This is a genomic window from Hoeflea sp. AS60 (assembly GCF_038900115.1).
In the GTDB taxonomy this organism is placed as follows: Bacteria; Pseudomonadota; Alphaproteobacteria; order Rhizobiales; family Rhizobiaceae; genus Hoeflea.
Genome location: NZ_JBBMQP010000002.1, coordinates 1,493,034 through 1,505,945 on the forward strand (window position 1 = coordinate 1,493,034; position 12,912 = coordinate 1,505,945).

The window sequence follows — 12,912 nt, forward strand, 5'->3', positions numbered from 1 at the left end:
AACATCAAGTCAGACTGACCTGAGACAGCTTCAGCCGCCCGGTGCGATCAGGCTGCGGATCTGGTCGTCGACGCTGGGCAATTCATCAAATCGCAATTCGGGCAACTGCTGCGCCGGCGTTTCATCGGCAATGGCGGACGGCGGATCGGCCAGTGGGTCAGCCAAGGGGCGGCGCTCGACTGCATCGGCCGCATTTTGCCGCGCAGCTTCTTGCGCTGCGCGCTGAGCCGCTGCCTGCTCTTCGGCCTGCCGCTTTTGCTCTTCCGCAGCCTGACGCGCCGCTTCCTCGGCTGCGCGCTGAGCGGCCGCTTTCTCCTCGCGGGCACGCTTCGCCTGCTCCTCGGCCAGGCGCTTCTGCTCTTCTGCAGCCTGAAGCGCGGCCTCTTCCGCTGCGCGTTGAGCCGCAGCCTTCTCTTCCCGAGCCCGTTGCGCCTGCTCTTCGGCCAAGCGCTTTTGCTCTTCTGCAGCCTGACGCGCCGCTTCCTCCTCGGCAACCTTCGCGGCTTCTTCGGCGACCCGGGCAGCCTCTTCGGCTGCGACCCTTGCCGCTTCTTCCGCAGCCACGCGGGCAGCTTCCGCAGCTTCGCGTTGGGCCGCACGTTCGTTGAGCAGGGCAACCTCGCGCCGCAACCGCTGCTTCTCGACCACGCCGGCCTGGAGCAGTTCAACCTTGCGGCGTTCACGCTCGAAGGCGCGCATCGAGAGATAATTGGTCAACTGGCCCGCATCGATCGACACAGCCGGATCAACCAGCAAACCGCCAATGCCGAAGACCACCGATGGATCCCCACCCGCGACAGCCTCGACACCCGGATCAAAGGTCAGCCGCCAGTCCGACTGAAGACGCAAGCCGATCAGATCGACGCGTGCATCGCCCGACAGTTCGGCGTTACCGTCCTTGATCCCGGCGCTGGCAAAACGCATGACTCCACCGGTCAGGGTAAACGGCAGGCGAAGGGCTTCAGCCTTCATTTCGCCACCGGCGATGAGCTCGCTGACCATTGTGGCCACAGCGTCGGTCTCGATCTTGAAGCCCTCGCGGTCGGCGGTCCCGAGTATGCGGGCGAAGCCGCCGGAATCCAGCCCGGAGATGGTCAGATCCGCCGCTGTCAGTTCGCCGCCGCCGGCAAGCGAGGCCACCAGTTCACGCATGGACTTTCCGGTCCCCTCGAGACTGACGCTGGCACCGGCGGCACCAGAGACTGTGGAGGAGCCGCGAATGGCACGATCCAGCGCCGCAAGATCAGCACCTGTTGCGTCCACCTTGCCCGACAGGAAGACAGACCCATCGGCATTGCTCAGGGAAACACGCCCACCAAGCTTGCCGCCGAACCAGTCGGCTTCGGCATTCTCCAGCGCCACCAGCCCTGTGCTCGTCGATAAATCGGCCTTGAAATTCTGCGCAATGCCGCCGCGCCCCAGATCGATCTGACCCGCTTCAAGAGCGATTTGCATCGCCGGTTGGCCTGGCACAGGCGGCAGGAATGACTGATCACTCCAGGTCGCCCCATCGGCCGCGAACAGTTGCGGCCCGAGCGCGAGTTCACCGAGCCATTCCAGGGTCACAAAGTCGATCCGGAGCTTTCCCTTGCCTGAGAGATCAGGTGCGGCCCGGTCAAATTCGAGATTGCCCGCGAATGCATTGTCTTCGGCCTTGCCCTCCAGTTCCGACAGCAAGGCCATCTCGTCATTCAGGGCCAGGCTTGCCGTCATCGAGAGTGGCAAGCCGGCTCCTGCCTGAGGTGCGGAATAGCCAGACATGATGATGAGCGGCTCGATGTCGGCAGCGTCAACAACGAGATTGAACAGACCGGTGGCGGGTGCGGATGGCGGGATCCGACCATTGCCCTCAAGCGAGATACTCGACGCCGCTGTTGTCACTTTAACATCGATGGCCAGATCGCCGTCGTCGGCGCCGCCTGATGCAGCAAGTACGAGCGAGGCAGGCCCCTCACCTTCCAGTGGAAGCACCGCAAAACCCAGCTGCTCAAGAATGGGGTAGGCCTCGGGATTGTCCGCCTTGACGGCGATGGTGCGCGGTCCGTCGCCCCCCGGCAGCAGCCCGGTGCCTGACGCGGTGACGGTGTAGCTGCTGCCTCCAGCTTCCCCGGTGACATTCAGATCGGGACCTGAATTCGGATCAAGCTTCAGCCTGACTGCGGCACTCAACCCATCGAAGGCCGAACTGTTGGCGCCAAGTCGGCGAATGATCTGATGACCTCCACTGACCTGCTCGGCCAGGGCAAAAAGGCCAGCTGCGGTTGCGGCACTGAAGTCACCATTGATCTCGCCATTCGGGGTTGCGAATGAGCCCGAAAGTGAGCCGCTGAATTCTCCAGAAGCGCCCCCGAAATCCGCAAATTTCATGCGGTCTATTGTCAGCTCGCCGTCGCGCCAGAACATCGACGTGTCGACGCCGCTGACACTGTACTGGCCAAGGGTCAGGGTATCGGCGGTAATGCGGGCTGCGAGATTGTAGTCCTTCAGCGGACGAACCGCATTGCTTTCAGCGCCCGCCAACAATGTCAGCGCCCGCACGGCATCAACATCGAACGTGTCGCCTGACAATTCAACCGAAAGCGAGGGCACGCCGTTTTCAGGCTCCTCACGCTCGAGTCTGCCCTTGAGGATTGCGGGACCGACGGCGACTTCAAGCGATTCAAACCTCTGCAACCCGGACGACAGACTGACATTTGCGGAAAAGCCTGCGGCTCCAAGCCGCCGGATAACCGGATCAACATCGCCGACAAGCCAGTTGGCGAGGCCGGACGGCTGGGTCGAGGCGACGGTCAATGTTCCGTTGAAACTGGCGTCGCCACCCGAAACCAGACGCCCTCTCGCCTCGACGGTGGTGCGACCGGGAAGGTTGGCCGAGAAGTTTTCCACCAGCCAGGCATCGCCATCGGGCCGGGCTTCGAGCGCGATCTCTCGCAAGGTGGTGTCACCGGCAACGATTGCCGGCAGATTGAGCGCGATGCGCCCCGGCAGCGGCGGAGGCGGCAGACGGTCAATCATCTGGTTGATCAGCGCGATCCGCTCACCCAGCGGCACGGCGGCCGTTGCCCCCTCAGGCGCGGCTTCCTCGCCCGACAGCTGATCCATGTTGATCTGCTGCCCATCGGCAAGCAGCAGGAACTCCGGATTGGGGCCGGTGTCGATGGTGGCTTGTCCGGTGACGATGTAGGGATCTGCGGAAAACCCGATCTCGGCACGCCACTCCTTGATCGACAGCCGCTCATTGGTGGCGGCAAAATCGCCCTTGGCGACAAGCAGCGGTTTCTCGGAGACGACGGCTCCGGCGCCGGGATCAGAAAGAGCGGTAAACGTGAACAACCCGTCATAGAGCGGCTTGTTGTCCTCGATCCGTGCCTCGCCTTCGGTCTCCAGAAGCACAGGCCAGGAATCGGGCACCGCTCTTACGCGCATCCGGATCGAACCATCGGCCTGGGCAATACCGGTGGAGATCGAAACACCGCCGCGATGACCCGCAATCTCGCCCTCGGCCTCGACACTCCATGGACCAGACAATGATTTGGCCGAGACCAGCGCGTTGATGCCGCGCAGCCGATGGGTGCGGCCATTCTGGTCATCGACGATGGTGATATCGGCATCGCTGATATTGACACGCTCGAGCACCACAAGGTCGCCGGGCGGCGTAGGCTTGCGCTTGAGCGCCCAGTCAAGCGAGCCATCTTCAAGAACCCGCACAACGGCCTTGGGGGCCTCCATCCGCATATCGAAGATCAGAACCTCGCCACTCAGGAACGGCGCCAGTTCCGCATCCATCGAAAACCGGCTGATGGTCATGGAGGGCTCGGCCTCGTCGCCGACGACGACGTCGGAAAAAGTCACCGACGGGAACGGCAGCAGTCGCGCATCCGCATCGCCACGCACCTTGACCGGCTGACCGATGATGCGGCTTGCCTCCGCTTCAAATGCTGTCCGGTAGCTGCTCCAGTCAATAAAATAAGGACCGATAAGCGCCGCAAACAGCGCCAGCACCAACAACCCGCCAATGGCAACAAATACACGATTCAGCTTTCAATCCTCCGTGCGGTCAGCATAGCCGCTTGTGTTGGTTTCAGCTCTCGAACGAAAAGATCTTGCCCGGGTTCATGATGTTCATCGGATCCATCGCCTGCTTGATTTGCCGCATCACCGAGACGCTCTCACCCATTTCCTGCGAAAGATAGGACCGCTTGCCCTGACCTATACCATGTTCGCCGGTGCAGGTTCCATCCATTGCCAGCGCACGCGCGTTAAGCCGTCCGACAAAGTCTTCCGCAGCCTTGACCTCGGCCGGGACATCCGTGTCGAGCAAGACCAGAACATGGAAATTGCCGTCGCCTGCGTGACCGACAATCGGCGCAACCATGCCGGCTGCGGCAAGATCTTCCTGGGTTTGGACAACACATTCGGCCAGCCGCGAAATCGGCACGCAAACATCGGTCGAGATGCCCTTGGCGCCGGGCCGCAACTGCAGCGAGGCCCAGTAGGCGTTGTGCCGCGCCTTCCACAGTTCGGTGCGCTGTTCGGGATTGGTGGTCCAGACAAACTCACCGCCACCGCATTCAGCGGCGATCTCGGCAAACATTGCTGCCTGTTCGGCAACGCCGGCCTCGGTTCCGTGAAACTCGAGGAATAGCGACGGGACTTCCGGATTGGAGAGGTTGGAATAGGCGTTGCAGGCCTTCATCTGCAGCGCATCGAGCAATTCGATACGGGCGACCGGAATGCCCATCTGGATGGTCATGATCACGGCATTGCAGGCGGCCTCGACTGTCGGAAACGGGCAGACGCCTCCGGATATCGCTTGCGGAATGCCCTGCAGGCGAAGGGTGACGGATGTGATCACTCCCAGCGTTCCTTCAGAACCAACGAACAGCCGGGTCAGATCATAACCGGCCGAGGATTTGCGGGCGCGGCGCGCGGTGCGGATTTCCTCGCCCTCCGCCGTCACGGCTGTGACTGCGATGACGTTGTCGCGCATGGTGCCATAGCGCACCGCGTTGGTGCCCGAGGCGCGGGTCGATGCCATGCCGCCGATCGAGGCATTGGCGCCGGGATCAATGGGAAAGAAAAGCCCGGTGTCGCGCAGATAGGTGTTGAGCTGCTCGCGGGTCACGCCCGGCTCCACCGTGCAATCGAGATCTTCGGCGTTGACTTCGAGCACCCTGTTGAGGCGCGACATATCGATCGAAATCCCGCCATTGGGCGCATTGACGTGACCTTCAAGCGACGTGCCGGTGCCGTAGGGGATCACAGGAACCCGGTGGTCGGCACAGGCCCGAACGATCAGCTTGACCTCGTCCGCCGAGCCCGGGAACACAACCGCATCGGGCAGCTGACCGGGAATGTAGCTGGTGGTGTGGGCATGCTGCGCCCGCATCGCCTCCCCGGTCTGCAGATGTTCGCCAAAGCGCTGACGAAGAACGCCAATAACCGCTTCTATGCCTTCTTCATTGCGAAGGCCGGGCTCGACGTCGCTCAGACCCATGTCTTTTTCTCCGGTCAACCGTGTTTACATCAACTGCGCCAGATGCTTGCTGCTTCGACGCGATGAGGTAATGTGCAAACTGAGGCGCGCTTGTCCAGTGTGGGCGACGCCGCAGAGGAACATTAGTGGCCGCAGGCCGATATTGATAAGGTAGAAGCCATGTTTTTTGATGCCCCGATGGTCGCACCTGCGCGCGGACTGGACCCGGCCTGGCTCGATTACAACGGGCATTTGAACATGGCCTACTACAATGTGCTGTTCGACGAGGGTTCCGATCATGTCTTCGAGCAGTTCGGTTGCGGGCCGAGCTATCGGGCGCAACGCAACATGAGCTTTTTTACTGCCGAGGCGCATGTCTGTTACGTCAGAGAGCTCAAACCCGACGCGATGGTCCGCGCCAGTACGCAGTTACTCGATTTCGACGCCAAACGGATCCAGCTGTTTCAGGAACTCAGACATGTCGACGGGTGGCTTTCGGCCACCTGTGAAACCCTGCTGCTGCATATCGACATGAGCGGCCCCCGCACGATGCCGATGCCTGACGATATTCTGGCCAACGTCTCCGCAATGGCCGAAGCGCACAAGAACCTTCCCCGGCCCGAGCGCGCCGGAAAATCTATCGGGATCCCCCGTAAGCAGCCCGGCTGAGCTGCCCCAGTCGCTATTTCCAAGGCTTATGCAACGGCTTTTCGGGCCATGTAATCTCAGCTGCATGGCTGTCGCATTGAATTTCTTCTTAGAGCCGACTTTGACAAACGCAGCGGATTGCATGAACGTCTGTTGTCCGACAGCAAGGCACTAAACTGAAGCATGCAGGACTTCTAGGGCAGCTTGCTCGATACCTAAGGGTGTGAGAGATGAAATTCAAAGACAGGAACCTGCGAATTCTAGCCGAAGCCGTAATTGGCGATGCTCCAAATTTTCCATATCGTTCTAGCAGCAACATTACGCGTTTCTTCGAAGAATGCGATATGGACTACGCACACGATGGCTCTACACGGTGGGCTTGGACTTCTGGTGTACTTGCTGCACTTCTGGCCGAACCCTCCTCGGGACCATACGCTCTACCCGAGCGATTTGTGCATGTTTTTCGTGTCCTCATGCATAAGGCTGACGCGGAAGAAGATGACACTGACCGCGCCCTTGCGCTCGAACACATCAACAAGCCGTTTTCACGGGAAGGTTTCGAAGCTTACTATGGGGAAGATGAGCTTCTCTACATCAGGCACATCGGCACAAACACAATCTCCCAATCGGCGAACCCCCATCGACCCTTTACACCCAAAGAATTGGAGCGACGTGAAAATCTGAGCGGATATCTCGACAAATGCTCCGAAGACGAGCTGATAGAAGAAGTGCTGCTACCATTATTCCGGCAGCTAGGATTTCATCGCATTCAAGCAGCGGGGCACACTGACAAAGCTTTAGAATACGGCAAAGATATTTGGATGCGATACGTCCTGCCAACACAACATGTTCTCTACTTTGGAATCCAAGCCAAGAAAGGGAAACTCGACTCTGCAGGGATGAGCAAAGGCAGCAACAGGAATATATCTGAAATATATCAACAGGTCTTAATGATGCTGGGTCATGAAATATTTGACCCTGAGATAAGCAAGAAAGCCCTCGTGGACCACGCCTTCATCGTGGCAGGAGGCGAAATTACAAAGCAGGCCAAGAACTGGCTAGGTCAAAAGCTGGATTCCACCAAGCGAAGTCAGATCATGTTTATGGACAGGGATGACATCCTCAATCTTTTTACTGTGACCAATCAACCGTTGCCGTCTGGCGCGCTTCCTGAGCCCACTTACTCGTTTGGTTTGGATGACGACATCCCCTTCTAAACTCCGCAGTTAGTATTCTGAAAACGGACATTGGCGGGTTCGCATCAAACGGTGTCTTGTCCGCACCTCGGTCATTAGATCGGACTTTGCAAAAACCATCCCTTTTCCAACGGCCTTAGGAATAGTGGTTGCGCACCACTGCCTGCGCCAATTCCTCGCGATCGATGACGCCGACGACATCCTCGGCACGCGGCACGCCGGAAGCCGATTCAACGACGATGGCGTAACTGCGCTCGCGCCTGCTCATGCGGGTGACCACCGAGTTGAGGTTGGCGTCAGGCGTTGCGATGACGAAGTCCGTCTTCATGATATCGCCCAGCGTCTGTCCGCCGAAGCGGTCTGCCTGATAGGGAACGGTGGCGAAGCGGACGAAGCCGACGATGCGCTGGCCGTCGATGACGATGACGCGGTTGGTCTCGACATCCACGCTTTTCAGCGCTTCGGCAACGGTCATGCTCATTTCCAGCACATTGAAATTGCGCGACATCACCTCACGCGCCGGCTGGACCAGGAACATGTTGGTGGTGCGGTCGGTGGGAATGGCCCGGCCGCGCTTGCGCAGCTTGATGGTGTAGATGTCATTGGCAATCAGCGCGCGGCGCACACCCAAAGCCAGCGCGACGGCAAGCACCAGCGGCAGGATGATGTTGTAGTCGCGGGTCATCTCGAAGATCATGACGATCGCGGTCATTGCCGCGGAAGTTCCCGCACCGACCATGGCGCCCATACCGATCATCGCGAACATCGGCACCGAAAGCCCGGCGTTCGGCATCAGCCATTGCCCCGCGGTGCCGATGGCAGCCCCAAGTGTTGCGCCCATGAACAGGCTCGGTGAAAAGATGCCGCCGGAGGCCCCGGCCCCGAGCGAAATCGTGGTCGCGAGCATCTTGGCAACAAACAGTGCCAAGAGCAGCAACACGCCCATGTGGTTGTTGGACAGGATATCCTGGATCGTGGCGTAGCCGACCGAGAGCACATGGTAGTGCCCCGAGGTCAGCATGAAGAGGTATCCCATGAGACCCACCGCAGCCATGCCCATGACATTGCGGATATACTCGTTGATCTTCATTTCCTCGAACTTGTCTTCCATGAATTCGAGAACGCGCACGAACATGTAAGCTGCAAATCCCAGAGCAATGCCGGTGAAGGCAGCGAGGCCGATTTCGGCGAAATTCACCGCGCTTGAGGCCGGCATCTGGGTCCACAGCGGAATCTGGAAAGCCGCTTCGGCGCCAATGACCTGGCGGTAGGCATAGGTCGACGTGGCGGTTGCGGCGACAACCGGCAGGAAGCTGCGTGGCGAGATTTCAGGCAGCAGCACCTCGACCGCAAACAATACGCCTCCCAGCGGCGTGTTGAAGGTAGCCGCGATTCCGGCGCCGGCGCCGGCGGCAAGCAGGATGATCTTTTGCGAGCGGATCAGCCGGAGACGGCGGCCCAGTGTTGAGCCGAAGGAGGAGCCGATCTGGATGATTGGACCTTCACGGCCGACCGAAGCGCCGGTACCGATCGACAAGGCCGAGGCAAAGGATTTGACCACGGCGACGATGCCGCGAATGTTGCCGTCCTTGTGGTAGATCGCAAACATCACTTCCGGCACGCCATGGCCCTTGGCCTCGGGGGCGAAATTCTTCACCAGCCAGACCACCAGGAGGCCGCCGATGATCGGCACCAGAATGATGAACGGGCCCCACGGGCTCGGATCGCCGTAAGAATTCGGGTCCAGCTCGAAGGAGAAAAGTCCGTAGAAAGAGATATTGTAGATGATCGCGATCAGGTATTTGAACGCAATGGCGCCGCCTGCCGCAACCAATCCAACCAGGAACGCCAATCCCACCAGTACGGCCAGAACGACCTCACGCTCGTCAGGCGGCAGCCCCTCATCGCGAACGCTGGCGGGAGGCTGAACCGATGTGTCTGGAGAAGTCATGGGACTCTGGTTTGCTGGCAGGAGGTGGGGAACTCCATCCGGTTTAGCCCAGGGCTTTATACGATGACAACCCAAAACCGGGGAACTGCACCGGTTTGTGCCGAATTTCTGGCGATTGAGCCAGTTTGCCCTCTGTCACACCTCGCCCCCCCGCGCCGAGTGGGCTTGGTGTAGCTGAGCCTGGCGATCTTCGTGGTGCGGCAGAGCCTGGCGATGCCCCCTTCCCACCGTCGTGCGATCACGAGCGCCTGCGAAGATTTGTGCCCGACGCGCGACAGGCTTCAGCTGATCTGGTATTCGAAACCAACTGCGCCGCCGGACCACCCGGAATGGCTTCCGACCGGTCGCAGCACCTGCAAACTCAAGACAATGCCAAGAGAGACCAATGAAGCCGATCACATTCAGCCGCGAAGAAACCAAGGCCCTCGCCAGCGATATCCAGGACTATTTCCGCGAAGAACTGGATCAGGACATAGGCGCGCTGCCAGCCGAGATGCTGATGCGGTTCTTTGGCGAGAAGATGGGCGCGTATTTTTACAATCGCGGTGTTTACGATGCGCAGGAACTGGTCGCCAAGCGGATGGAAAGCCTTTCCTATGACGTGTTCGCGCTGGAGCAACCGACCAAGCACCTGCGCTGATTGAGTACCGTCGGCCTCAACCAAAAAGCGCCTGAAGGCTTTCGACCGTTTACTTGTCGCGCAAAATCCGTCATCGGCATGTCATCGGAATTCTACAGGTTTTCGCCCAAAGCCAAATTCACGGAGATCGACTATGCAGCCCCTCATCCCTGCCCTTTCGGCGGTCGGCATCTATGCCGCGCTCAACATGGCCATTCTGATCTGGATTGCGACAGAGACCGGCCGGTTGCGCGGCAAGCACAAGGTTTCCATCGGTGACGGCGGCGTCAAGCACCTGATCCGGATCATCCGCGGCCATGCCAATGCGATCGAGAACATGCCGATGTTCTTCATCTTGCTGCTTACCGGCGCGCTGATCGGCATGCCGGTCCTCGCAGCCCATGTGCTGGGCATTGCCTTCACCGTCGGCCGCGCGCTGCACGCATGGCACTTCATCCAGGAAGATGCACCGGGCTGGCAGCGCGGCGGTGGTTTTGGGCTGTCATTCCTGGCGCAGGTGGTGCTGCTGATCGGCCTGCTGGGGCACGGTTTGTGGACGCTGGCGGGATAGAAAACCGCACATCCCTTCCGGCCATATCTTCCGGCTCTATCTTCCGCACCGGTCAGCGGGCCATCCGGTCCTTGAGAATCAGCGCAGGCATTGTCTGTGTGGACTCAGCCAGGAAGTAGCGGTCACGGCCGCTGTGCTTGGCATGATAAAGCGCCGAGTCGGCAAGCTTGATGGTTTGTTCAAGCGACTGGTCGGCACGGTGAACTGCGCATCCGATGCTGACGGTCACATCAAGCTGCTTGCAGGCAATGACCTTGGCCTCCCTGCGCATCAGGTCGCACAGATTATTGGCTGCCGAAACAGCTTCGGCATCCGTTGCCCCGGGCAGGAACACGCCGAATTCCTCGCCTCCCAGGCGCCCGATCAGCGCGTCGGTGCTCAGCGCCTTGCGCAGAACCTCGGCGATCTTCTTGAGCGCCTCGTCGCCGACATCATGGCCGTGGGTGTCATTGATAGCCTTGAAATGATCTGCGTCCACCATCAGAAACGCGCCGCCCCGGTCAAGGGCGTCCTGTGTCTTGCCAAGGAGGTAGGCGCGGGTCAGCACGCCCGTGAGCGTATCATAGCGGACATAGTGATCCACCTTGTCGATGGTCAGGGTCTGCACGCGGAAAAGGTTGAGAACAACGATTGCGATAGGTGGCGTAATCAGCAGTGGGATCAGGGCAGCGGGGAAAAAGGCGACGGCAAAGAAACCAAAGTACCGCAGCCCCAGGAAAGTGAAGGGAATGGCAAAGGTGAGGACCGGGATCATCACCGCGAAGACCGTGATGATGGCCGCCATCTTGTAGACCTGACGCATGGTGCGTATTTCGAACATCTTTTCGATTGTCATCAGGCCAGTTGCTCCGCCGTAAGAATGCTGCGCGCGATCCTGCCGTTGTTTCTATCCTGTATCTGCTAATAAACGCTGAAACGTGTTGTTACATTCCTATCCTGGCGGTCGAGCTGCGGGTCCGGACAGTCAGATTGCCAGCCTGTGCCAATCGTGCCGCGCCGTTGCCAGCGCGGCACGATTTCGAGTTCAAAGCCTCAGGAGAGCGCGCGCTTGAGCGCCGGGATGCGTGACAGGATCAGCATGTCCAGCATCATGACCGTGAGCAAGGTCAGCCCGGCCATCGGAAACGCCATCGAGACTGCGAGCGCGACCAGCGTTGCGCCCTGCCAGAGCGGCATGTCGCGCGGAAGCGGCGGTGCGGACAGGCGCATCCCGCCCGGGCGACGTTTCCACCACATCACCACGCCGCTTACACACAGGAACAGCACCGACAGGCAGACAAGCGTGTTTGCCAGCACGCTCCACAGGCCCATGGTTCCCATGTGCAGGGCAATGCCCACAGCCATGGCCTTGCCTGCCCAGGAATAATCCTCGTAGCGGACATCGGCCAGGATGTTGCCGGTGTAGCGGTCGACATGAACCGTGCGGTCGGACATCGGGTCAGGACTGTCAGTGCTCATCGAATCCCGGCTGAAGGTATAGACGCCGGTGTCACCACTGGGCACATTCATCTGGTAGCGGCCATCAAACCCGATCTCGCGGGCAAGACTGTCCATCGTGTCAATTGTGATCTCGGACCCTGCAGGCATCATCGCCTCCCCCGCCTCGCTGCCAGATGCCGGCATCGGGGTCTGTTCCAGCGCCCAGGGAACCTCCTTGCGGCCGTGGTTCATGCTGGCGTGGGTCTCGTCGGAGAGTGGCACATTGTCCCATTTTTCCGCCGGGAACTGGCTCCAGGCCTGAACCATCTTCTCACCCCAGACACCTGCCCAGGAGAGGCCGGAGATGAGGAAGAACACAAGGAACAGCGAGAGCCAGAACCCCAGCACGCCATGCAGCGATCGCCACATCACCCTGCCGCCGCGTGCGAACGACGGGATCAGGACCGATCGCCATCCGCCAGTGCGTGGCCACCACATGTAGAGCCCGGTGGCAATCAGCACCATGCCGAGCGAGGCTGCGATTTCGATCATCCGGTCACCGGTCACGCCAAGCATCAGGTCGCTGTGGATGGTGTCGAAGACATCATACCATCCGCTTCTGCGGGGAAACTCTGCGAGAACTGTGGCCGTGTAGGGATCGACCACCACCATCGTGGCATCGCCCTCACGATCAACCCGGAAGATCGCCGCCAGATCATTGGCGCGCGGGGCGACATATTGCTTGAGCGTGCCGCCCGGAATGGCCGCAACCGCCGCCTCCGCCTGCACCGAGACAGCTTGCGCAACCTGTTGCGGCACAACGGCAATGTTCTCGCCGTCGCGCCCGTCGATATAGGCGATCCAGGCCATCGACATGCCGGTGATGGCAAGCACCATGAAGAACGGGATGACGTAGAGCCCGGCATAGAAATGCCAGCGCCACGCCGCGAGATAAAGCTTGTTGGTGCTCACAGGCGCAGTTGCCTGTCTGGACACACCATCGGAATCGATCGAGACCATCAGTCTCTCCTC

The 12,912-nt window shown here is 60.1% G+C and carries 9 protein-coding genes; 4 read left to right on the forward strand and 5 right to left on the reverse strand.

Features of this window, described 5'->3' with window-relative positions; translation table 11 throughout:
• Positions 1 to 30: 30 nt before the first annotated feature.
• Together WNZ14_RS17535 and WNZ14_RS17540 are read right to left on the reverse strand one after the other, a co-directional pair.
• On the reverse strand, positions 31 to 4,038 hold the full coding sequence (locus tag WNZ14_RS17535; RefSeq protein WP_342870273.1) for an AsmA family protein: 4,008 nt from the start codon (positions 4,036 to 4,038) through the stop codon (positions 31 to 33).
• 43 nt (positions 4,039 to 4,081) lie between these two features.
• The gene (locus WNZ14_RS17540) at positions 4,082 to 5,497 is read right to left on the reverse strand and encodes an FAD-linked oxidase C-terminal domain-containing protein (protein WP_342869903.1); all 1,416 of its coding nucleotides are present in this window, start codon (positions 5,495 to 5,497) and stop codon (positions 4,082 to 4,084) included.
• Between the two features lie 159 nt (positions 5,498 to 5,656).
• On the opposite strand from WNZ14_RS17540, the gene WNZ14_RS17545 reads away from it, so the two are divergent.
• Both WNZ14_RS17545 and WNZ14_RS17550 read left to right on the forward strand, forming a co-directional pair.
• Complete coding sequence (locus WNZ14_RS17545) at positions 5,657 to 6,145, forward strand: thioesterase family protein (protein WP_342869904.1); 489 nt, start codon at positions 5,657 to 5,659, stop codon at positions 6,143 to 6,145.
• 209 nt (positions 6,146 to 6,354) lie between these two features.
• Positions 6,355 to 7,341: a hypothetical protein gene (locus tag WNZ14_RS17550; protein WP_342869905.1), complete on the forward strand. Its 987-nt coding sequence runs from the start codon at positions 6,355 to 6,357 to the stop codon at positions 7,339 to 7,341.
• A gap of 115 nt (positions 7,342 to 7,456) precedes the next feature.
• On the opposite strand, the gene WNZ14_RS17555 is transcribed toward WNZ14_RS17550, so the two are convergent.
• Positions 7,457 to 9,271 carry a chloride channel protein gene (locus WNZ14_RS17555; RefSeq protein ID WP_342869906.1) on the reverse strand — a complete coding sequence of 605 codons (1,815 nt, stop codon included), beginning with the start codon at positions 9,269 to 9,271 and terminating at the stop codon, positions 7,457 to 7,459.
• A 385-nt stretch (positions 9,272 to 9,656) separates the two neighbouring features.
• Between WNZ14_RS17555 and WNZ14_RS17560 the strand changes: the two genes are divergently transcribed.
• On the forward strand, positions 9,657 to 9,911 hold the full coding sequence (locus WNZ14_RS17560) for a DUF2164 domain-containing protein (protein WP_342869907.1): 255 nt from the start codon (positions 9,657 to 9,659) through the stop codon (positions 9,909 to 9,911).
• A gap of 133 nt (positions 9,912 to 10,044) precedes the next feature.
• The gene (locus WNZ14_RS17565) at positions 10,045 to 10,461 is read left to right on the forward strand and encodes an MAPEG family protein (RefSeq protein ID WP_342869908.1); all 417 of its coding nucleotides are present in this window, start codon (positions 10,045 to 10,047) and stop codon (positions 10,459 to 10,461) included.
• Positions 10,462 to 10,513: 52 nt separating this feature from the next.
• Here WNZ14_RS17565 and WNZ14_RS17570 read toward each other — a convergent pair whose 3' ends face one another.
• Together WNZ14_RS17570 and WNZ14_RS17575 are read right to left on the reverse strand one after the other, a co-directional pair.
• Complete coding sequence (locus WNZ14_RS17570; protein ID WP_342869909.1) at positions 10,514 to 11,296, reverse strand: GGDEF domain-containing protein; 783 nt, start codon at positions 11,294 to 11,296, stop codon at positions 10,514 to 10,516.
• 197 nt (positions 11,297 to 11,493) lie between these two features.
• Entirely contained in the window at positions 11,494 to 12,900 is a 1,407-nt protein-coding gene (locus tag WNZ14_RS17575) for a PepSY domain-containing protein (RefSeq protein WP_342869910.1), read from the reverse strand.
• Positions 12,901 to 12,912 lie beyond the last annotated feature (12 nt).

What these genes read in the sequence shown, in the direction of transcription:
- WNZ14_RS17565 (WP_342869908.1), top strand. Translation starts at nt 10,045, where the DNA reads ATGCAGCCCCTCATCCCTGCCCTTTCGGCGGTCGGCATCTATGCCGCG.
- WNZ14_RS17540 (WP_342869903.1), bottom strand. Translation starts at nt 5,497, where the DNA reads ATGGGTCTGAGCGACGTCGAGCCCGGCCTTCGCAATGAAGAAGGCATA.
- WNZ14_RS17550 (WP_342869905.1), top strand. Translation starts at nt 6,355, where the DNA reads ATGAAATTCAAAGACAGGAACCTGCGAATTCTAGCCGAAGCCGTAATT.
- WNZ14_RS17560 (WP_342869907.1), top strand. Translation starts at nt 9,657, where the DNA reads ATGAAGCCGATCACATTCAGCCGCGAAGAAACCAAGGCCCTCGCCAGC.
- WNZ14_RS17545 (WP_342869904.1), top strand. Translation starts at nt 5,657, where the DNA reads ATGTTTTTTGATGCCCCGATGGTCGCACCTGCGCGCGGACTGGACCCG.
- WNZ14_RS17575 (WP_342869910.1), bottom strand. Translation starts at nt 12,900, where the DNA reads ATGGTCTCGATCGATTCCGATGGTGTGTCCAGACAGGCAACTGCGCCT.
- WNZ14_RS17555 (WP_342869906.1), bottom strand. Translation starts at nt 9,271, where the DNA reads ATGACTTCTCCAGACACATCGGTTCAGCCTCCCGCCAGCGTTCGCGAT.
- WNZ14_RS17570 (WP_342869909.1), bottom strand. Translation starts at nt 11,296, where the DNA reads ATGACAATCGAAAAGATGTTCGAAATACGCACCATGCGTCAGGTCTAC.